Annotated in this window: 19 protein-coding genes and 2 tRNA genes; 11 read left to right on the top strand and 10 right to left on the bottom strand. The window is 57.9% G+C overall.

The annotated features are described in order from the left end of the window. Positions 1-87: 87 nt before the first annotated feature. Positions 88-933 carry an alpha/beta hydrolase gene (locus TSACC_RS00605; protein WP_202815878.1) on the top strand — a complete coding sequence of 282 codons (846 nt, stop codon included), beginning with the start codon at positions 88-90 and terminating at the stop codon, positions 931-933. A 6-nt stretch (positions 934-939) separates the two neighbouring features. On the opposite strand, the gene TSACC_RS00600 is transcribed toward TSACC_RS00605, so the two are convergent. Beyond that, complete coding sequence (locus tag TSACC_RS00600) at positions 940-2,373, bottom strand: putative Ig domain-containing protein (RefSeq protein ID WP_202815877.1); 1,434 nt, start codon at positions 2,371-2,373, stop codon at positions 940-942. Between the two features lie 600 nt (positions 2,374-2,973). Between TSACC_RS00600 and TSACC_RS21560 the strand changes: the two genes are divergently transcribed. The 3 genes from TSACC_RS21560 (at position 2,974) to TSACC_RS00585 (ending at position 5,194) form a co-directional block, all read left to right on the top strand. Continuing rightward, positions 2,974-3,678 carry a hypothetical protein gene (locus tag TSACC_RS21560; RefSeq protein WP_153811183.1) on the top strand — a complete coding sequence of 235 codons (705 nt, stop codon included), beginning with the start codon at positions 2,974-2,976 and terminating at the stop codon, positions 3,676-3,678. Further along, positions 3,675-4,058: a GreA/GreB family elongation factor gene (locus TSACC_RS00590; protein WP_075077501.1), complete on the top strand. Its 384-nt coding sequence runs from the start codon at positions 3,675-3,677 to the stop codon at positions 4,056-4,058. The genes TSACC_RS21560 and TSACC_RS00590 overlap by 4 nt, the downstream gene beginning before the upstream one ends. Before the next feature lie 218 nt (positions 4,059-4,276). Beyond that, a complete protein-coding gene (locus TSACC_RS00585) occupies positions 4,277-5,194 on the top strand; it encodes a cation diffusion facilitator family transporter (protein WP_075077456.1) in 918 nt (305 codons plus the stop codon). An 18-nt stretch (positions 5,195-5,212) separates the two neighbouring features. On the opposite strand, the gene TSACC_RS00580 is transcribed toward TSACC_RS00585, so the two are convergent. After that, entirely contained in the window at positions 5,213-5,833 is a 621-nt protein-coding gene (locus tag TSACC_RS00580) for a hypothetical protein (RefSeq protein ID WP_153811182.1), read from the bottom strand. A gap of 793 nt (positions 5,834-6,626) precedes the next feature. Next, positions 6,627-6,869: a helix-turn-helix domain-containing protein gene (locus TSACC_RS00575; protein ID WP_169809491.1), complete on the bottom strand. Its 243-nt coding sequence runs from the start codon at positions 6,867-6,869 to the stop codon at positions 6,627-6,629. A 97-nt stretch (positions 6,870-6,966) separates the two neighbouring features. Here TSACC_RS00575 and TSACC_RS00570 point away from each other — a divergent pair, with 97 nt between their 5' ends. Continuing rightward, on the top strand, positions 6,967-7,320 hold the full coding sequence (locus tag TSACC_RS00570; RefSeq protein ID WP_075077453.1) for a hypothetical protein: 354 nt from the start codon (positions 6,967-6,969) through the stop codon (positions 7,318-7,320). A 1-nt stretch (position 7,321) separates the two neighbouring features. After that, positions 7,322-7,834, top strand: a complete 513-nt coding sequence (locus tag TSACC_RS00565; RefSeq protein ID WP_075077452.1) for a prepilin-type N-terminal cleavage/methylation domain-containing protein — start codon at positions 7,322-7,324, stop codon at positions 7,832-7,834. Between the two features lie 167 nt (positions 7,835-8,001). Here the strand turns inward: TSACC_RS00565 and TSACC_RS22645 are convergent, their stop codons facing one another. Continuing rightward, entirely contained in the window at positions 8,002-8,286 is a 285-nt protein-coding gene (locus TSACC_RS22645; protein WP_084400082.1) for a RusA family crossover junction endodeoxyribonuclease, read from the bottom strand. A gap of 758 nt (positions 8,287-9,044) precedes the next feature. Continuing rightward, positions 9,045-9,121: transfer RNA gene (locus TSACC_RS00555), tRNA-Asp, on the bottom strand. A 172-nt stretch (positions 9,122-9,293) separates the two neighbouring features. On the opposite strand from TSACC_RS00555, the gene TSACC_RS00550 reads away from it, so the two are divergent. Beyond that, the gene (locus TSACC_RS00550; RefSeq protein WP_075077451.1) at positions 9,294-9,722 is read left to right on the top strand and encodes an OsmC family protein; all 429 of its coding nucleotides are present in this window, start codon (positions 9,294-9,296) and stop codon (positions 9,720-9,722) included. 113 nt (positions 9,723-9,835) lie between these two features. Here the strand turns inward: TSACC_RS00550 and TSACC_RS00545 are convergent, their stop codons facing one another. The 4 genes from TSACC_RS00545 to TSACC_RS21135 all read right to left on the bottom strand — a co-directional run bounded on the left by TSACC_RS00545 (position 9,836) and on the right by TSACC_RS21135 (position 14,366). Then, complete coding sequence (locus TSACC_RS00545) at positions 9,836-10,606, bottom strand: hypothetical protein (RefSeq protein WP_075077450.1); 771 nt, start codon at positions 10,604-10,606, stop codon at positions 9,836-9,838. A 68-nt stretch (positions 10,607-10,674) separates the two neighbouring features. Beyond that, the gene (locus TSACC_RS00540; RefSeq protein ID WP_169809490.1) at positions 10,675-11,940 is read right to left on the bottom strand and encodes a serine hydrolase domain-containing protein; all 1,266 of its coding nucleotides are present in this window, start codon (positions 11,938-11,940) and stop codon (positions 10,675-10,677) included. Between the two features lie 91 nt (positions 11,941-12,031). Further along, entirely contained in the window at positions 12,032-13,663 is a 1,632-nt protein-coding gene (locus TSACC_RS00535; RefSeq protein WP_075077448.1) for an NAD+ synthase, read from the bottom strand. A 4-nt stretch (positions 13,664-13,667) separates the two neighbouring features. After that, positions 13,668-14,366 carry a CAAX prenyl protease-related protein gene (locus TSACC_RS21135; RefSeq protein WP_075077447.1) on the bottom strand — a complete coding sequence of 233 codons (699 nt, stop codon included), beginning with the start codon at positions 14,364-14,366 and terminating at the stop codon, positions 13,668-13,670. Between the two features lie 84 nt (positions 14,367-14,450). On the opposite strand from TSACC_RS21135, the gene TSACC_RS00525 reads away from it, so the two are divergent. From TSACC_RS00525 to TSACC_RS00510, 4 genes are all read left to right on the top strand, one after another. Continuing rightward, positions 14,451-14,900: a DoxX family protein gene (locus tag TSACC_RS00525; protein WP_169809489.1), complete on the top strand. Its 450-nt coding sequence runs from the start codon at positions 14,451-14,453 to the stop codon at positions 14,898-14,900. A 48-nt stretch (positions 14,901-14,948) separates the two neighbouring features. Then, a tRNA-Gly gene (locus TSACC_RS00520) sits at positions 14,949-15,022 on the top strand. 246 nt (positions 15,023-15,268) lie between these two features. Beyond that, positions 15,269-15,676, top strand: a complete 408-nt coding sequence (locus TSACC_RS00515; RefSeq protein WP_075077445.1) for a response regulator — start codon at positions 15,269-15,271, stop codon at positions 15,674-15,676. 252 nt (positions 15,677-15,928) lie between these two features. Further along, positions 15,929-17,020, top strand: coding sequence for a Rid family hydrolase (locus TSACC_RS00510; protein ID WP_075077444.1), 1,092 nt, complete (start codon positions 15,929-15,931; stop codon positions 17,018-17,020). A 23-nt stretch (positions 17,021-17,043) separates the two neighbouring features. Here TSACC_RS00510 and TSACC_RS00505 read toward each other — a convergent pair whose 3' ends face one another. Further along, the gene (locus tag TSACC_RS00505; protein WP_075077443.1) at positions 17,044-19,083 is read right to left on the bottom strand and encodes a response regulator; all 2,040 of its coding nucleotides are present in this window, start codon (positions 19,081-19,083) and stop codon (positions 17,044-17,046) included.

Genomic DNA, 19,083 nt, shown 5'->3' with positions numbered 1-19,083 from the left:
TGAATTCGCCGCCCGTTTTCTGATTTTTACGTTATTCCGATATTTGGCTGGGTGCAGCAGGCTGTTTTGCTAGGAATGAATCCCTCCATGAAGGCCCTACTTTGTTTCTCCCTGGCGCTGTTCGCAATCCATGCCGACCTGGGCGCGGAGGAGTATCGCACGGAGGCAGCCCTGTCCTATTATGAATCTGCCCGGCTGGAAAAGGCCGATGCGTACCAGAAGGAAACCTGCGTCCTGGATCTCGTATACCCAACCAATAAGCCGGGTTTTGCGACGGTGATCTGGTTTCACGGCGGCGGACTGACTGGCGGCGAGCGGGAGATTCCCAAGCTTCTCCAGGAAAAGGGTATCGCGACAGCTGCCGTGGGCTACCGGCTTTCCCCCAAGGCTACCCCGGATGAAATCCTTCAGGACGCAGCGGCAGCCACCGCGTGGGTCTTGAAAAACATCGAGGCGAGGGGCGGCGATCCGAAGAAGGTCTTCATCGCCGGGCATTCTGCGGGCGGGTATCTAGCGGCCATGATCGGCATGGACCCGCGCTGGCTCGCGGCGCTTGGGCTTTCCAATCGGCAGCTCGCCGGCATCATCCCGGTCAGCGGGCAGGTCTCGACGCATTTCCAGGTGAAAAAGGTGCGGGGCGATACGCAGCCCGAGCTACGCCCGATCATTGATGAGTATGCTCCGCTTTATTACGCATCCAAAGACCTGCCGCCGATCTGTCTCATTCTGGGCGACCGGAGGATCGAGTATAAGAATCGCGTGGAGGAGAATGATCTCCTAGCCGTGAGCCTGCGCAACCTGGGCCATCCTTTCGTCGAGCTTTACGAGATGGGAGGGCTCGATCATGGCGGGGTCGTCAATGGCGCCTGCCTGCTTATCCCGGGCTTCATCAAACGGGTGGAAGAAAATACTCCCGCCCGGCAGGTCCCTTGATCGAACTCACTCCTCCGGGAAAAGGCGGAGGAACACGACGCCATGGGAGGCGACGGAAGAGCGAAAACTGTCCTCGTACGTCCCGATGTCCTTTTGCGTCCAGAGATTCCGCACGCGCTGCCTGCCCGAGATTTTGAGATCGGCCCATGACGCCGTGACCTCGGCGTTTTGCGCTCCGAGATTGAAAAGGCCGACCGCCAGGGAGCCGTCTTCCAACGGCTTGACATAAACGCGGAGGTCCCCGTCCTTGGCGACGCAGATTCCCTGTTTGCCGAGCGGGTCCTGGTTGACCTCGATCACTTCGTCATTGGTCAGGAGGCTGAGGGTAAAATCATCCAGCGCCGAGAGGTCGCAGCCGATCAGCAGGGGAGCCGCCAGCAAGGACCATAGGGAGATGTGCGTATACTGTTCGTCGGGAGTCAACGTGGTGGGATGGGGATTGCCCCATCCCACATGTCCCACGATCAGCATGTCGGGATCGTTCCAATGACCGGGCCCGGAGTAGGGAGCCCACTGATCCTGATTGAATCCGATCGTACTCATGCTTTTCCATGAGTCCTCGATGTCACCCGTGGTGCGCCAGAGATTGGAATAGCGGGCAAAATTTGCCGCCTCCTCCACAGGTGCGCTATTCGACAGGCTGTAAACGATATCGCGGGATGCGGCGGCCAACGCATCGTGCATTTCTTTCACCCGGGGAACATCGATCACGTGCCAGTCGTACTTCAGGAAATCCACTCCCCAAGCCGCCCATTGTGAGACATCGTTGAGGACAAAGGAATGGGAGCCATCGATCTCTTCCTTCTTTCCGACATCGTCAGGCTTGTTGCCGTTGCGGTTGATTTTAAAGTTCTCGTTATGCTGTCCGCTGGAGATCCACGTGTAGCTGCCATCTTCATGGTCTGCATACGAACCGATGTGACCGGCATAGGTGACATTCCACGGTGTGGAGTAAATCCCAAACCGCAACCCCATCCTGTGAATATCATCGGCGAGTTCGCTGATATCGGGAAATTTTGGATTGGCTTGAATGCCGTTGAATACGCCACCGCGTTTTCCCTGCCAGCCATCGTCGATATTTATGTAGCTCCACCCGTGATCGCGCAGGCCCTTTTCCACGAGAGCACGAGCGGAACTCAGTACCTTTTCCTGGCTCACTGATGCCCCCCAGCAGTTCCAGCTATTCCATCCCATCGGCGGAGTAAGGGCGATCGTATCCCCCACGATGATACGAAAAGCCTTACGTGCGCTGCCGAGGCGGTTTGTCGCATGCAGGGTGAGCCGATATTCTCCTTTTTCCTTGAGGGTACCGGTGATGAAACCATTCGAAGCGTCGAGGGCGAGACCGGGGGGCAGATTGTCGGCGGAGAAGGCAATGGGTCGTTCACCCGTAGCGGGGATCGTATAAAGCACCGGCGAACCCGGACGGACTCCAAACACGCTCGGCCCGTTTAAGCGAGGGGTGGGGCCTGGTCGGGGCGTCAGGATCATTCCATTGCCCGGAGATGGTCCGTTCTCGGATGCGATAGTGAGACTTGGAGACAAAAACACCGAGATGGCGGACACAAGGGCGATAAAAGCTCTGCGCATGCGCCAAGGAAAAGCGTTTGGATGGCAGGTGTAAAAAGAAAAATACGTCGATATAAATATATCAACGCAGCGGGCGCGAAATAAGGGCGATGAACTTCGCGCCACGACGGTCGGGGGAAGCTGTACCTTGAAATATCGGAAGGGGGTTGATTTTTTTCAAACAGAGGGGATGATTATGAGGTCACCATGAGCTCACTATCTTCGTCCTCGTTTGCCCCCGTCGGGGGAGAAGTGTGCCTGGATGCGGCGATGCGCCATCCCAAGCGCTCGCGAGGTTTTCTCTGCCTCGTCTTCATGTCGTAGGCGGGCGTCCGGTGTGCCTCTTTTTGTGAGGCGCTTGCTCCAGGATCAGCCCGCTCGTCTCCAGTCTTGAATGGTTCCTTGGGGGACCTTCCTCTCGCGCACACACCTGTGTGCGCTCTCTGCCGGTTTCATCCACAGGTATTGAAAATGACTCTGCTACTGACCAGCGATTTGCTGGGAAAACAACATTGGTACGAATGGCTTGTTCGTTGCGCGCCGCGCGTCGATGCGATCTGTGTCGCTGGGGATCTCGTGGACCCGTGCCTTGGTAACATCGATGCTCAGCGCGAGGCTGCTGAGTTCGCCGCATGGCGTATCGGCCAGGCGCGCGTGGGCTTTTATGCTTCTGAAGGGGAGCAGGATCTCCTGGGCGCGCGATGGTATTGGCTGAAATCGCAGTCCGGCACGCGGTGCCATGACGATGTGGCCATCACTGCTCTCCCATGGAGAAGTCAAAACAAGCATTGGTTTGAAATGCCGGATCGCTGGCGGCGGCAGACGCGATGTCGCTGGCTGGTTATGGAGCATGAACCACCTGCTGGAGCGGCGGTTGGCGTAGGTGCCGGGGCGAATTTGCAGGAGGACTCGGCTGCGCTTTCCTATCACCCGGATTTCCTGCTGACAGGCCATATGCGGAGCGCCCCATGGGAGCCGGGCGGATGCTGGTGGGACCGACGCGGCGCCACCGTGATTTTTAATGCCGGATTCAACCCTGATGGCGAATTTCCGTGCCACATCCTGCTGAATACCGCGAAACGCGAGGCGGTCTGGAGGCATGCCGATGGTCACGAATGCATCCGCCTCGACGCCTTTTCCGCGCCTTTTCCCTCAACAACACCACAACATCCATGAACACGATCCAAGTCACTCAAAACGACTACAACACCTTGATGGAACTCCTCGCCCGCAATCCGGGCGAAACGAACGATGAAAAGACGCGGCAGGGCGCCCTGCTCAGCGAGTTGCTTCGGGCAGATATATTGCCGGAGGCGGAGATTGCGCCCGATGTCATTACCCTGCGACGCCGGGCTCGCCTGGTGGAGTTGGAGTCGGGCGATGTGCTCGACTACACGCTCGTGTTGCCGCAGGAGGCCGACGTGAGCGAGGGACGTATTTCGATTCTCGCGCCGCTCGGCACCGCAATGCTGGGATTTCGCCGCGGCGACGTCTTTGAGTGGACGATGCCGGGAGGCACCATGAAACTAAAGGTCGAGAACGTCCTGCGCGGCTAGGGCGGCAGGCAAAGTCGGGAGAGACGTGGTGGATGGCGATGCGCAAATATGTGACTGGGATTCCGATGCCCAGGTCCGTTCCTTGCAGTCCTGCCAGCCACCGCGTCCCGTCTTTCCTTTGCGATTGTTCTGGCCTGGGGACCTTCTGTGCGGCCTTCGTTGACAGAATGATGGAAAATCGGTAATGGGGCGCAGCTCCTTTGCGAGCCAATCCAGCTATGATCGATACAGGTAAGACCCTCGCCCTCGGCATGTTGACTCTTTGCGTCAACATCGTCCTGATGGCGGTAAAGATATCCGTCGGCATCATCGGCAATTCCTACGCCATGATTGCTGATGGCATTGAGTCTGCCGGAGACATCCTGTCGTCGATTATCACCTGGGCAGGGTTTCAGCTGTCCCTTCGTCCAGCCGATGAGGATCACCCTTACGGACATGGCAAGATAGAGTCTCTCGCCGGATTCTTTTCGGGTGCCGCTCTTTTGATAGCGGCTGTCGTGATCGGATGGCACTCCGTACTGGAGATTTTGACGCCTCACCATGCTCCTGCGTGGTTTACGCTGCCGGTTCTTTTCGGCGTGGTCATTGCCAAATGGACCCTTTCCCGGGTCATTCAGAAAGTGAACAAGCAGGTGGATAGCCGTGCGCTGGAAGGGGACGCCTGGCATCATCTCTCCGACGCAATTACCTCGGGAGCGGCGGCCATCGGTATCGCTGTTGCCTTAATCGGTGGCCCCGGCTGGGAATCTGCGGACGATTACGCAGCATTGCTGGCCTGCGGCATCATCATCGTGAATGGGACCATCATCGCGAAAAACGCGCTCCATGACGTGCTGGACGGGAACGTCTCGGAAGACCTGATTAACGAAATGCGATCCATCGCAGCGCAGGTGGACGGCGTGCGCAAAATCGAGAAATGTCGCATCCGCAAGAGCGGTATCGGCATGTTTATCGAACTCCACGTCTGGATTGATGGAGACCTCAGTGTTTGGGAAGGGCACCGCATCGGGCATCTCGTAAAAAATCGAGTTCAGAACGAAGTCCCTAGGGTCATCGACACCGTCGTGCATATAGAGCCTGCCTCAGGCGACCACGAGAGCGCAGACGACGCCTCAACATCGGCGACGGTGAGCTGAGATGTCGTGCGCCCGAGTTTATTTCGGACCCGGCACCTTGCGATTTTCCCGACGCAATCGGCGAGCCACGGACCGCATCCAGCGTTTCCACCAGGACTGCTGTGCTTCCAGTTGCGCTTCCCGTTGCCGGACGAGCGTCGGGTCTTCGTAACCCGCGCGGAGGAAAGCTTTCTGGCGGTGAATCTCCGCCATGCGATGAAGGGCGCCGCCCGTGTCCAGGACCTCATCGGAAAGACGCAGCATGCGGCGATTGGGCAGCATCTCGGGCTGCACCCGGCGAACGAGGCCAAACGCCGTTTGCGGACGATATCCGGCCGCGGTCAGAATAATAATGGCTGCCGCAGGAGAGCGGCTGATGCCGGCCTCGCAGTTTAACAGCAACCCCCATTCCGAAAGATCGCTCATTTCACGCCCGAAACCCACCAACTCCTCAATGTGCTCCCGTTCCGGCGGTTGGTAGCGCTTGAACCGCGGCAATGTGACCTCGATGTCGTCCAGGTCGCTGAATGCCAGGGACAAGTCCTTTTCCACCGACGGCGGCGGGATTGAGGGGTCTTTTTCTCCAGGATCAATCAGACTGACGAAGTGGGAAACGGGATGGCCATGGTAGTTCTCCACACTCTCACGAGAACAGACCATCAAGCGCATAAGAGGCTTCTACTCCGACTCTTGAATCGAACTCAATTTCAAATTTCAAGAGAGGCAATCCGTTTCACCTTCGCTCCATAGGCCGGAATCAGGTATCAATGGGATACGTCCTTTTGGTGAGGGCGGTACAGGAAAGGGGGATGAAGGTCCTGACTTCCTGCGAGGCATGAACTGATTCTGCATTGTGGCCTCGGGAGAGAATCCAGAACGACCATGCGATGAGGCTTCGTCACGCGTCAGACTGCATAAACTTTATACGCCTGCAGGTGGCTGGAGGAGGTCACGGGTGTTGTCAGCGCATTTTGCAGTCAATCTCGACGTCACCGGCATGAACTGTTCCACTCTCCTAGATCCTGGCAATCCTCGGTATCCTGTGCCCCTCCACATCTGGCGCAACTACAGGTACCCGAGGGACACCGCCAAGGAGCTTGCCAAGCTAGAGCGGTAGCTTCTCCGGGCCGACAATATCACGCCTGCGTCAGCAAGGGCTGGGTACTCCATTACCATCTCGGAAAGCTCCGACTATTCAAAAAGGCAGACTTGGCTGCTGGTATGGAGAAATTTCGGATCACAGCCGAGGGTGAGATCCTTGTGTAAGTCGACATGGGGAGGGTGGCAATCACACGCGCCCTTGTCTGGATCCCCGCTGGTTATCTGTTCGCAGCACTTCTGCGTGCTTCTGACAGACGGTTCGGCTTTCTCGGAGTGATTGTCGACGGAGTCGCGGTACTGCGGTGTTTGCCCTGGCGCGGGTCGTTCCGGTGCTTTCTATATCGGGACTGCTCTAGTCTAGATCCCGGAACTTCCTGCGAAGGACTTTGAGAGCGAGGGCCAACTCGATGTCGCTCAGAACGCGTCGGCCTGCTTCTACATGGCCCCAGGTACCCTCAGATACCTCCCAGCCTTTGGCCTCCAGGCGGGCAGCCATGTCGCGCAAAGCGATGCCCTGCGCAAGGCGAAATGCCTTGAGCTTGGCTCCGAAGAGGTTTTTACGCTCTCCAGCCTTCGCGCCTTTACGACCGGCCATTACGTAACTATACGCTAGATGCATCGCTAAAATCCTATAGCAGTATACGATTTTTCTGGAGTTTTTTCTCGTGCCTGATCACGGTTCAGAAAACCAAATGAAACTCCCAGTACCCCTCGCGCTCGTTCTGGTTGCCTCGGTAATCGCCCTGGGTGCGTTTTTCTCTCTCCGGTCCTACACCGACTCGCGAGAACAAAAGATCCATGATCTGCAGGCCGCTACGGATGTCCAGATCGAGGTCCTCGCCCCGCTTCTCCAAAAGTACAAATTAGGCAGCGGGATTGGAACGACCTCCAAGACGTTCTCCGAGTTTCTTTCCGCCCAGGTTGCGGCCGGAAAGCTTCCTGAGGCCGAGGCAAAACAGGCTCTTGCCACGATATCTGCAGCAGGGCAGGGGGAGCCAGTTCTCACTTCGCGTGGTTGGGTAATGCCGGTAATCGCCGGAAACTGATATGCGCTCGAAAGCCTTTACGCTCATAGAACTCCTGATCGTCATCGCGATCATAGGTATCCTGATGGCTCTCCTTTTCCCGGCGGTTGGATCAGCCATTACAGCTGCAAGGAAGGCGCAGGCTCGAAATGACGCGGTGCAGATCGCTACCGCGTGTCGAGCCTACGAAACCGAGTACGGCGTTGGTCCATGGGGAACCAACAGCTTCACCGAGGTGAGAGGCGCGTTGCTCGATGCACTCATGGGAACGAACGCCAGAAGGATCATTTTCATCGAGGTTCCGTACTACAAATCCGGTAAGGGAGGGTATACGAATGGCGCGTTTCTCGATCCGTGGGGAGGGCCGTACCAGATCGCCTACGACACGAACTACTCCAGCGACATCCAAAATGCAGGGACGAACGGCAAGGCAAAAGTTAGGTCGATGTACGCTGTATGGACCGATCCAAGTAAGCAGGATCCGAAGAAAACGAACAACATACCGCCTGATCGGAGATATGTTGAGTCGTGGTGACTGGAGCATCACGTTTTGCTTGCCACAGGATCGTCTAGTCCTCGCTCTCTCATCGTTTTCTGACAACTTCATGCAGAAGTCGCCGTCCCGCTATCATTTTTGGGATTCCTGGGGAAATGCGGGGTTCGGTTTTCGGCTTCATCAGCCGTCGGGAATAGTCGATATTGTCACCTCGGATAGTGGAGCTCTAGGCCTTCCACGTAGATTTTTGTCTTTTGGACTGAGCAGACCTGACAGTTGTCTCCCCATGCCTCGATGGCGTTCAATGCGTCATTGAGTCCCATCTCGAGGTTGTTGAGATCGGGCTTTTTGGTATGCCTGTTCGGGGCGGAGTCTTTTAGCTTTCTGGAGTTCTTTGCGGTTTCGAAGTGGTGTTTCGGACGAGGAAGCCTGAAAACGAGCGATAAGAAAATCGGGCCTTCAAGATTTCTGTTCTTCAGCTCTGCTTGTATTGCCGCATCCTGCGCGGACCCCTAAAGACATTGGCTTTTGCAGGGGGATACATTCGGACGTGTCCGCCTCTGCTGGAAGCCTTGGCGCGTGGCTGACCCTCTGGTTCCGCCAGCATGACCCTCGAAGGTTTGGGGTCGCTTCTCTTTCGAAATTTCAATGTCTGGACACACATCGAAATGATGAGAATGAAAGCGATCTCACCGATCTCTTTGGAACACTCGTTATCTGTTGTGCTCACGCGTGCGCTTTGGGAAATAATCGAACGCATCACCCGGTCAGGCGTGTTGGAAAGACCATCGGGGGGTGTATTTGGGACTGTCTGTGGCTGGGGCGTGCTGCGATCCGCAGGGCTCAGGCTGGCGTGAGTCGATTGATTTTCGAGGTGATGCTGTCGGCGGAAAGGTGCCGGAACGCCCCGGGAACCTTTTCCTCGACCTTGGGCAAGGGGGAGCCGGTTTTTCACTTTGGGGCGATCCGGAGGGATCTTTGAGCCGTTGCCAGGGAAGCCATCAAAATTGAGCGTCTGGCGGAGATAGCTCGTTTAGGCCCTACAGATGCCGATGCCAACCCTGGTTGCTCACCGGGAGAGGGTGATCAGGGAAATGGAGGCCTCGAAATTGCTCCCAGGCAGAGGTAACAAAAGGTAACAAACGTTTTGCATGAAACACGTGGATTTTGCATCCACGAGAAAACCACCAGTCGACCGGAAAGGCTGATAAATAAAGGACTTCTGAGGGAAATCCGCCACTCGAGTGAGTGGCGGAGTCTACGGGGCTCGAACCCGCAACCTCTGCCGTGACAGGGCAGCGCTCTAACCGATTGAGCTAAGACTCCTTGCGCGAGGGACGGTAAATATGTCTGCTTCCGCGGATTTTCCAATTCTTTTTTGCGAAAATTTTACACGGCTTGCGAAAAATCGGTTGGGCTTGATCGCCGGGCGGTCTCGCGGCAATGTAGAGGACTCGCAACCGGGCTCCTTGGTTGCATCCAAATTACACGAACGACGATGATCACAAATACCGCCTCTGCACACTGGGAAGGTAACCTCAACGATGGCAAGGGAACCATCACAACGAAGAGCAAGGTGCTCGATCAGACGCCTTACTCGTTCAAGGCTCGTTTCGAGAATGGCTCGGGAACCAATCCCGAGGAGTTGATCGCGGCTGCTCACGCCGGATGTTTCACGATGGCGCTGAGCCTTTTCCTCGGCAACGCAGGTTTCACGCCGAAGGCGCTCAATACCACTGCCGAGGTCATCCTCGAGCAGGTCAAGAGCGCGTGGGCCGTGACCAAGGTGCATCTTTCTCTCGAGGCAGAAGTGCCGGGCATCGACGCGGAGAAATTTGACGAGCTCGCGGCGTTCGCCAAGGCAAACTGCCCGATCTCGAAGCTCCTCAATGCGACGATCACGCTCGATGCTAAGCTGATCTCCTGAGCGTTCGCTCCCGGTTTTCCTCGGAGAAGGCGGTGAGTTATCTCGCCGCCGCTTCCTGAGCGGGACTTGATTTGAAACGGCGGTGCATCTCGCGATGTGCCGCCGTCTTTTTTTTAGTCGGCGGATTTCGGAGTCTGCCTGTTGGATGCTTCCTCGGTGCCGCGCACGAGGGCCCTGGACTCTGTGAAGAGGTCCTGGTCGAAGAAATCGGCGCGTATTGAAGCCTTGGTCACTCCTGCGGGGCAGGCGAACTCCTGTCGAACGGCAAACCGGCCACTTTCCCCGGACGGATCTGGCGACACCTGATTGGCCAGCAGGCGGGCCTTGCGCTGCTTGGCGGGCAGGGAGTCGTAGCTCACCGAGACATCGAGGTGCCGGGCGGCTTCATCGGCGGAGAGATTCACCGCATGCAAGCTCCAGGAGAGGGCAAGCTTACCATCGCTCACCTGATCGGCCAGCAGGGCGATCGTGGCTGTTTCATCCGCACTCGATGGCGTGGTCGGAGGCAACGCTGCAATTGCGGATTGGATCACGCTCTTTTGCTGCTGCATTTCCTCGGGCTTCCATTGCGGGCGTGACGTCGACAGCTTTGAGATACCCTCCAGGGCCTGACTGTAATATAGGGAGGCTTGGAGCGATTTGCCGGTCTGCGCGTAAGCTTCCGCCGCTTTTTGCAGTTTGTCGACGCGGTCCAGATACTCTTGCAATTGGTCGGGAGTGGCCTTGGAGAGTCGAGGGTATCCAGCGCGCATCTCCTGCAAGGCGATGGGAGCCTCCGAGATCGGGTCCTCAGGCACGATGACCTGTTGCGCGGCCAGTGGTGCTCCCGTCAGGGTGATGACGCAGCCGAGTATGGCGAGGCAGGGTAGAGGCGATCGAGGCATGAAGGCAGAGTGCGGTTTTCCGTGCGACTTAACGCACCTGCGACCTCCGGTCAACCCGGGCTTTCGCCTTACGGGGTGGCAGTCGGAGTCGATGAGGGCTTCGGGACAGGCGTTGTCGTCGGTTTCGGGGCTGGAGTGGGCGAGGTTGCGGGTGCAGGAGTGGGCGTGGCGGCGGGGGTGGCTTTTGGCTTGGGACCGAGCGAGGGATCGTAAGCACCAGCGATTTGCAGGGCGAGCGGCTCAAGGTCGATGCCCTCGCGGTTGGCGAGGACGGTCACGCAAAGCAGGTCCTTGGGGTCGGTGAAGCGGCAGAGCACGGACGAGAATCCATCTGCGCTACCCGAGGCAATCATGAGACCGGGACGCCCCGGAAAGCGCCATGGGCCGGAGGTCGGGATGTCTGTCTTGATGCTGGCCGGGGTGAAGACGAGCTTCTTGAGGTCGGCATTTTTCAGCATCAGGTCACCAGCCAGTGCGATGTCCCAGAAGCTGATATCGGAGGCCGAGGCGTAAATGGCGGAGCGAAAGAGGGCGTCGGAAAGGGGGACAGGTTTCAGGTCATCGTCCCGGTAGCCGGTGGCGGGTTCCACAGGATTGATGAAGACAGCCTCCTGGAGAAATTTTTTCGGCTTCTCGCCGCCCTCAGGCAGGTCACGGGGTAACTGGGGGATTTCTCCGGCGAAGAAGGTTTCCTTGAGTCCCAGCCGGTCAAACTGGCGGGCGCGAACGAAACTCTCGTAACTCTGTCCGCTCGCTGTCTCGATGAGAAGCTGAAGGAGCAGGTAATCCGTGGCGCTCGGTGCGTATTGGGAACCGGGAGGGAAAAGAGGTCCCTGCTCGGCGACTGCCTGGAACATCTGGGCCGGCGGATCTCCCGGGTTTTTCGGAGTGGCCTTTGTGTAGTCAGGCAGGCCGGATTGATGCTGAAGCAACTGGCGGACCGTCACGCCGTGCCATGGTGCCGGGGTGAGGGGGACGTGCTGCTCGATGGGATCATCCAGCTTGACCTTGCCGTCCTCGACCAGTTGGAGCACGGCTACCGCTGTGTAGGCCTCGGCCATCTGCCCGATCTGAAACAAGGTCCGGGAGGCGCTGAGGAGCTTGCGGCCCGTATCGGAATATCCGTAGCCGGTGACACGCGTGATGTACGGAGCCTGTACTATGGCCACGGAGAGGCCCGGGATTTTCTTTTCCCGCATGTACTCGACGACCATCTGGTCGATGGATTTTCCCTGGAAAACGAGGTCGGAGTTGCCGCGTTCGGTCGCCGGAGCTCCAGAAGTTACGAATGCAGCAGATGCTGCGATGAGCCACACAAGGCCGTGTTTTTTCATTTGGAAGGCAAGCCTGACCAATAGCATAGAGCCGCGATAAAGCCTAGGGGGCAGTTATTTCCCCGAGAGGCAGACAGGGGAATTTTCTCATTCAGGCCACAAACTTCTGGGCAATCGGCATGCGTCGACCCATCCCAAAGGCGCGGCCGGTGACCTTCAATCCCGGGGCCGCCTGCTCGCGTTTGTACTCATTGAGGTCCACCCGGCGAATGATCCACCGCACCGTATCGGCATCGAATCCTTTCTGGATGATGTCTGCGCCGGAGAGATTTTCCTCCACGTAAAGGGAGAGTATGGAATCGAGCAGATCATAGGGCGGGAGTGTATCCTGATCCTTTTGGTCCGGGCGCAGCTCGGCGCTGGGAGGTTTGACGATCGTGTTGCGGGGGATGATGTCGCCATTGCGATTGATGTACTCGGAGAGTTCGTAAACGACTGTCTTGGGGACATCGGAGATCACGGCCAATCCTCCGCACATGTCCCCGTAGAGGGTGCAATACCCTACGGCCAGCTCGCTCTTGTTGCCCGTGGTCAGGAGCAGGCTGCCGAACTTGTTGGAAAGCGACATGAGGGTGAGGCCTCGCAGGCGGGCCTGCATGTTTTCCTCTGTCGTATCCTCCTTCAGCCCTTCAAAGACCGGATTCATCTGGCCGAGGAAGGCCTGAAAACTCTCCTGGATCGGGATTTTCAGGTAACGAATGCCGAGATTGCGGGCGAGGAGCTCGGCATCGCCCACGCTGTGCTGGGACGAGTATTGCGTCGGCATGGCAACTCCCAGGACATTGCTGCGGCCGACCGCTTCCGCGGCTAGGACAGCAGTGAGGGCGGAGTCGATGCCGCCGCTCAACCCCAGGACACAGGACTTGAACCCGCATTTCCCCATGTAGTCCCGCAGGCCGAGGACGAGGGCGTCGTAAAGGTCGGCCATGTCGGAGCGAGCGGGCTTCAGGCCCTCCTGGAGGTCGTTCTCGTCGATCACGCTGAGCTCCTCGGTGAAAGATGCGCCGCGCCAGAATGTCTTTCCGCTCGCGGAGACAGCCAGCGAGTTGCCATCAAAGACGAGCTGGTCATTCCCCCCGACGGCATTGCAGTAGTAAAAGGGGATTTCGTATTTGCGGGCGAGTTCCTCGATCATCGCTGTCCGCTGGCGGGGTTTGCCGAGGGCAAAGGGCGAGGCGCTGAGATTGAGGATGGCCGCCACTCCTGCCGCCGTCAGTTCCCGCACGGGATCATTCGCGTAGAGTGGGCGGGGGAGGTATTCCCCGGTCCAGATATCCTCGCAGATCGTGACGCCAAAGCTCTCGCCCCGGATCTCAACAGGAGAGTGGTGGACGGCGGGTTCAAAATACCGGGCCTCGTCAAACACATCGTAGGTCGGCAGCAAGGTCTTGTGGACGATGGCGGGCTGGATGCCTGGCTGGAGCACAGCGGCGGCATTGCGAAACGGCTTCCCATGGCTGGAAGTGTTGAGATCGACAAAACCGACCACCAGCGCAGCTCGCGTCACGGCCTTTTGCAACTCCGCGAGGGCCTCGAGATTGCGGGGAACGAACTGCGATTTGAAGAGCAGGTCCTGCGGCGGATAGCCGGTGATTGAGAGTTCCGGCGTCAGGATGATATCAGCGCCCTCCGAGGCCAGCTTCTTGTAGGCCGAGAGGATGCGTTCACAATTCCCGGCGAAGTCGCCGACGGTCGTATTGAGCTGGGCAAAGCCGATCTTCATGTTTCTACCAGAATCCCCACTGTCGCGTTGTCATGATGTACATCCCGAGGCCGAGATTAGCCACGGCATGGGCCACTATACAGGCAAACAGGCTCTTCGTCTTCACGGCAATGGCGTTGAAAATGATACCGGAGAGAAACGCCGCGGGCCAGTCGGCCTGGCTGTGCACCAGCATAAACAACCCCGCAACGCCAAAAAATGACAGGTGGGAGTACGCGCCGAAGGGGACTTTCTGAAAGTCCTCCTTGATCAGGTAGCGCATAAGGAAGCCTCGCCAGAAAATCTCTTCCACCAGCGGGACCACGATCACGAGGCGGGCGAACCGGGCAGCGATCATTAAGAGGGGCGTGGTTCCCTCCGCACCTAACGTGTAGGGGTCAAACCCGCCCGTCGTCCGAGGAGCAAAGCCGAGGACCGCCTGCGGGGCGATCCAGAGGCCGAGAATCACCAGCCCGCCGAGAACGCCGATCCAACCCGGGGCCAGCGGGCCAAACTGGTAATGCCGCCAGAAATAAAGCAATATCCCGCCGCAAACCAGAGTCTGGAGTGGGAAGACCCAGTACTTTGGAGTCGCCAGCCACCATTGGCCGGACTCTGCCCCGAGCGATGAAATTCCCTGCTCCATGGCGAGGAACAACAGGAACACGACGAACGGAGCCGTGTAGGCCAGGAGCGGCGGTGGGAGAGATTTGCGGCCGGACATGGGCGCACACCCTAGACGGCCACCATGCCCGGAGCCAAACAGTTTTCCTTTCCTCCTTGCTCCCGGGTTTGCTAGCGTCCCCGCGTGTCGAGCAATCCGGTGTATCTTTTCTTTCGGACTCCGCCGAGTTTTGGCCCGTTTTTTCTCCGGATGGCCTTGGTGGCGATATTCCTCTATCAGGGCGGTCAAAAAGCGTTCGGCTGGTTCGGAGGGGAGGGGTGGATGGCCACGGTCCATGCCTGGACCTCCGCCGAGGGCGTGAATGTTCCCGTTATCCTGATCTCGGCAGCCATCATTGCAGAGCTCCTCGTTGTGGTGCTTCTGTTCTTTGGTCTTCTCACTCGCCTGGGCGGTCTGCTGGTAGTGATTCTCATGGGGGCGGCCATTTTTTACGTTCATGGTGGGACGACCTTTGAAAACGTCCAGCTCCCGCTGACTATCCTATCCTCGGGCCTGGCCTTGCTTTTCCTCGGCGGCGGTCACCTTTCCATCGATCGGGCAATCGGCTCCAATCTTCTGCCAACTATCGGATAAATTCCCGTTGACGGCAGCCTCCTCGATCGAGATACTGCCTGACCCATCGCGGGTATAGCTTAATGGTAAAGTTCCTGCCTTCCAAGCAGGCCATGCGGGTTCGATTCCCGCTACCCGCTCCACTCTTTCTTTTTCGGCTTTAAGCTGGCCTCACGCCGACGGGCTTCCTGCATGCGCTTTGCCTGTTACCTGCTTCGCGGGAGCACGCGCTTGGTCAAGAAAGTCGCTGAAGCGGTCGGCTACAGGGAGAGGATTAACTTCCGTGCAGGATAAGATGTTCGAGGATGTCGAGTAACTCGCGTGCTCGGTGAGCACAGGTATGGCGTGAACGTATGGCTTCCAGACGTTCCTTTTGTTATGTGTATCCAATGAAAGGAAAAGCGGCGTCCGAAAAAAAGCTGAGAGTCCTCCTCGTTGAGAATCATCCGGATACCCTGGAGTGCCTGACCTTTTACCTGGAAGACCTCGGGCATACCGTGCTCACTGCGACCTGTCTGGCGGAGGCCATGAAAGTATTGCCTGACTCGCAATGCGATGTCCTGATCTCCGATATCGGCCTCCCCGACGGCACGGGATGGGACTTGCTGGAGAAAACGACGCTGCCCCATCCCATCTTTGCCGTGGCCATGAGTGGATTTGGCAGCAAGTCGGACCACTCGCGGAGTCTATCGGCAGGATACCGGCATCACCTGCTAAAACCGCTGACGCCGGCGCAATTGGACCAGGTTCTCGCAGAGGCCATCGAAACCCGGAGACCATCCTCTCCGGCTACCTAGCCGCGGTTGGGTATTTTTATCCTGCGGAGTAATATCGGGTAGGCGTCGGAACCCGACACGAAGGTTCAGGTGATCTCTCGATAGTTGCTCGTGACTCGCTTCTGTTTTTCATTGCTAAAGTGGAGCTTGGACGAGCATTACGCGTGATGGTGGCAGGTGAATACGAGGAGACATCCCGATAGCCTTGGCAGGGGGGAACCTCCAACAACATTGACCGGAGAGGCGCTACGAGCGAATCTGAAAGGGCTGTCTATGTCTGTTCCTAAAACTGTCTCATTGCTGCAACGTTCTCATGGGCGCTCCTGGCGGGAGACCTTGCTGGAGTCGTCTGGCAACAGAGTGCGTGTTGCCACCGGGAATGGCCTTGCTGAAGACATCCGGGGCTCGTTACCCGCGGAGATGGGGCGGGATCGTCGAGCCATGCAGTATGTCTTTGGCCCCGCGAGAGGGGAGTTGCCTGAGGGAGCCATTCGGTTACTGCCTCAGCAGCACGGAGTGACTCTGGCTGATGAGAATTCGCCAGTTTCTTTTCAGTTTTTCGAAGTCAACGGGGCAAGTGCCGCTCCGGTTTGCTTTGAAGGGCGGATCAATGGCGTGGTTTGGGAAGATGACCTGGCGAGATATTGTCAGGTTGGCGACTTGTATCCGATGGACCTCGCGGCAAGGCCGGGAGTGCAGTGTCGGCAGCTATATGAAGTCTTCGAGCGAGTTCTCGAAGCACATGGCTTCGTTTTTACAGATTGCATCCGCACCTGGCTGTATCCGAGTAATGTGCTGGACTGGTACGACACCTTGAACGAAGTGCGCACCCGCTTTTACGAGGAGCGAGGAGTCTTTGACCGTATCGTTCCCGCCAGTACAGGGATCGGGGCAGGGAATACGCGCGGAGCGGCGATTGTCGGCAGCCTTCTTGCTGTGAAACCCAAGGGGCCGGGGTTGACCTTGCACCGGCATTCCTCGCCATTGCAATGCTCGGCGGAGGACTATGGCAGTTCATTCAGCCGGGCGGTGGAGGTGAGGCATCCAGAGTTCCGCGAACTTTATGTGTCGGGTACCGCCTCGATCGAGCCGGGCGGGTTAACGATTCATGTCGGCGATATCGAGAGGCAGATCCAATTGAGCCTCGACGTGATGGAGGCAATCTTGAAGAAGCAGCAATTTTCCTGGGCGGATGTTTCCCGATCCATTGCCTATTTCAAGCACAAGAACGAGCACCTTCCGGTGTTCCAGAAAATCGCGCGGGAACGGGCATTGCCGGATTTTTCGATGGTCTGCTTTCAGGCCGATATCTGCCGACCTGACCTGCTTTTTGAGATCGAGGCAGATGCGATTGCGGTTTCCTGATGAGGAGTGCGCCGTTTGTCAGCTCACCTTCGCAGTCGTCCGTTATGCTGCAAGGGATTGACGACCGGACATTGTCTATTGTTCCAAGCTTGCAATAGCGTGCCGGCCAAAAGGGTGCGCCGCACGGGTTTGTTCAGGTAAGCATCCATTCCCACTTCGAAGCACTGGCTCCGGGTCTCCTCGACAATATTGGCGGTGAGTGCGGAAATGAAGGCGCGATGCCCAACGTGGGCGGCAGTTTCCATCTGGCGAATCTCCGATGTCGCCTGGAGGCCATCCTTTCGTGGCATCTGCAAATCCATGAGGATGCAGTCAAGGTGCTGCTCGGAGAAGATCTTCACCGCATCCACCCCATCGTGCGCTACAAAGGGAGTGTACCCGAGCTTGGTGAGGATCGCGCGGAGGAGTTTGAGATTCACCAGGTCATCCTCCACGAGGAGAATGTTGAGCGGATGTTCCGAGGCAAAGGATTCGTTGAGATCCTGATCGGTGATCGCTTCCACAGGACGGATGGTCATCTTCGGGACGCTTGTATCGGGAAAACGCACGCGGAAAATCGAGCCGGCTCCCGAGGTGCTCTCGAGTGTCAGTGTACCCGACATGAGTTCGACCAATCGCCGGGAGATGGCCAGCCCGAGGCCGGTACCCCCGTGCAGGCGCGAAGTGCTGTAGTCCACCTGGGTAAAGGGTTCGAAGATCAGAGACTGTTTCTCTTCCGGGATTCCGATGCCAGTGTCGCAAACGAAGTATTCGATCCAGGGTTTTCCCTGGTCCGATCCGGACTGAAATCCTAGCAAAACCGATCCTGATGAAGTGAACTTGAGCGCATTGCGTACGAGGTTGATGAGGACCTGACGCAGGCGGCCGGCGTCATTCCAAAGAGTGGCAGGCACGGGCTCCCTGATGTCGAGAAGGAACGAGAGATGTTTCTCTTCCGCAAGGGGCTGGAGGAAGGTGTGCACGTCCTGCATGAGTTCTCGCGGAGAGAAGAAAGTATTTTCGATTTTCATCTCGCCAGCCTCGCTGCGGCTGAAGTCCAGCACATCATCGAGGATGCGCAGGAGGCTCTCCGCACTGGAGGAGATCGTTTTCACATGGTCCACGCAGGTGGAGGGCAACTCCGGCATCCTGGCCAGCAGATCGGAAAACCCGAGGATACTGTTCATCGGCGTCCGGATCTCGTGGCTGATTACCGCGAGAAACTCGTTCTTCGCGCGATTACCCGCCTGGGCGGCTCGGAGCATGTCCTTTTCCCGGGCGAGCGCAGCTGCCATCTCGGACTCGCGTCTACGCTCTTCCGTGACGTCCCGGAATACCCACACCCGTCCATAGATTTCGCCCTCGGCATTGCGCACCGGCTCGGTGTGACGGTCGAGGATCGTGCCGTCGACGAGCTCCACGATGTCTCGCGAGATCTCCGCCGGGTGCGAATAGAGGAAGGCGACCCGCTCGGCAAAAGGCCCGGGTTCTTTCATCCGGCTGATGACAAAGGCGAGCTGCGCCTGGTCGTCGGGATTGTCGATAATCTCCTGAGGGATGCCCATCAGCTCATTGAAGCGGGCGTTTTGCAGGATCTTGGTTCCGTCGGTCTGGACGACCAGCATGCCATCGAGCGACGAGTTTACCATGGCCTCAAAGAAAGCCGTGCGCCATCGGAGCTGATCCTCGATACGCTTGCGCTCGAGGGTGGTCCGGCATTGCTCGATCGCGTGGGTGATGGCTGGTCCCAGCCGCGCGAGGCGGTCTTTCAGCAGGTAGTCGCTGGCTCCTCGCTTGATGGCCTCGACCGCGGTCTCTTCGCCGATCGTTCCGGAGAGAATGATAAACGGGAGGTCCGGGCGGGTTTCCTTGACGATGGTCAGGGCCCGCATGCCGTCTAGTTGCGGAAGGCAATAGTCCGAGAGGACGATGTCGACATCATGCCGGAGGGCCGCCCGCAGGTCCTTTTCGCTTTCCACCCTCTGCGATTCGACGAGGAATCCCGCTTCCTTCATGTTGCGGAGGATCAGCTCGGCATCGAGGGGATTGTCCTCGACCATCAGGATGCGAAGAGGATGAGTCAT

Source organism: Terrimicrobium sacchariphilum (assembly GCF_001613545.1).
GTDB classification, from domain to species: Bacteria; Verrucomicrobiota; Verrucomicrobiia; order Chthoniobacterales; family Terrimicrobiaceae; genus Terrimicrobium; species Terrimicrobium sacchariphilum.
This window is presented reverse-complemented; position numbering and strand designations above follow the sequence as displayed.

What these genes read in the sequence shown, in the direction of transcription:
- TSACC_RS00505 (WP_075077443.1), bottom strand. Translation starts at nt 19,083, where the DNA reads ATGACTCATCCTCTTCGCATCCTGATGGTCGAGGACAATCCCCTCGAT.
- TSACC_RS00550 (WP_075077451.1), top strand. Translation starts at nt 9,294, where the DNA reads ATGATCACAAATACCGCCTCTGCACACTGGGAAGGTAACCTCAACGAT.
- TSACC_RS00545 (WP_075077450.1), bottom strand. Translation starts at nt 10,606, where the DNA reads ATGCCTCGATCGCCTCTACCCTGCCTCGCCATACTCGGCTGCGTCATC.
- TSACC_RS00540 (WP_169809490.1), bottom strand. Translation starts at nt 11,940, where the DNA reads ATGAAAAAACACGGCCTTGTGTGGCTCATCGCAGCATCTGCTGCATTC.
- TSACC_RS21560 (WP_153811183.1), top strand. Translation starts at nt 2,974, where the DNA reads ATGACTCTGCTACTGACCAGCGATTTGCTGGGAAAACAACATTGGTAC.
- TSACC_RS00535 (WP_075077448.1), bottom strand. Translation starts at nt 13,663, where the DNA reads ATGAAGATCGGCTTTGCCCAGCTCAATACGACCGTCGGCGACTTCGCC.
- TSACC_RS00590 (WP_075077501.1), top strand. Translation starts at nt 3,675, where the DNA reads ATGAACACGATCCAAGTCACTCAAAACGACTACAACACCTTGATGGAA.
- TSACC_RS00570 (WP_075077453.1), top strand. Translation starts at nt 6,967, where the DNA reads ATGAAACTCCCAGTACCCCTCGCGCTCGTTCTGGTTGCCTCGGTAATC.
- TSACC_RS00580 (WP_153811182.1), bottom strand. Translation starts at nt 5,833, where the DNA reads ATGGTCTGTTCTCGTGAGAGTGTGGAGAACTACCATGGCCATCCCGTT.
- TSACC_RS00510 (WP_075077444.1), top strand. Translation starts at nt 15,929, where the DNA reads ATGTCTGTTCCTAAAACTGTCTCATTGCTGCAACGTTCTCATGGGCGC.
- TSACC_RS00515 (WP_075077445.1), top strand. Translation starts at nt 15,269, where the DNA reads ATGAAAGGAAAAGCGGCGTCCGAAAAAAAGCTGAGAGTCCTCCTCGTT.
- TSACC_RS00565 (WP_075077452.1), top strand. Translation starts at nt 7,322, where the DNA reads ATGCGCTCGAAAGCCTTTACGCTCATAGAACTCCTGATCGTCATCGCG.
- TSACC_RS21135 (WP_075077447.1), bottom strand. Translation starts at nt 14,366, where the DNA reads ATGTCCGGCCGCAAATCTCTCCCACCGCCGCTCCTGGCCTACACGGCT.
- TSACC_RS00585 (WP_075077456.1), top strand. Translation starts at nt 4,277, where the DNA reads ATGATCGATACAGGTAAGACCCTCGCCCTCGGCATGTTGACTCTTTGC.
- TSACC_RS00605 (WP_202815878.1), top strand. Translation starts at nt 88, where the DNA reads ATGAAGGCCCTACTTTGTTTCTCCCTGGCGCTGTTCGCAATCCATGCC.
- TSACC_RS00575 (WP_169809491.1), bottom strand. Translation starts at nt 6,869, where the DNA reads ATGGCCGGTCGTAAAGGCGCGAAGGCTGGAGAGCGTAAAAACCTCTTC.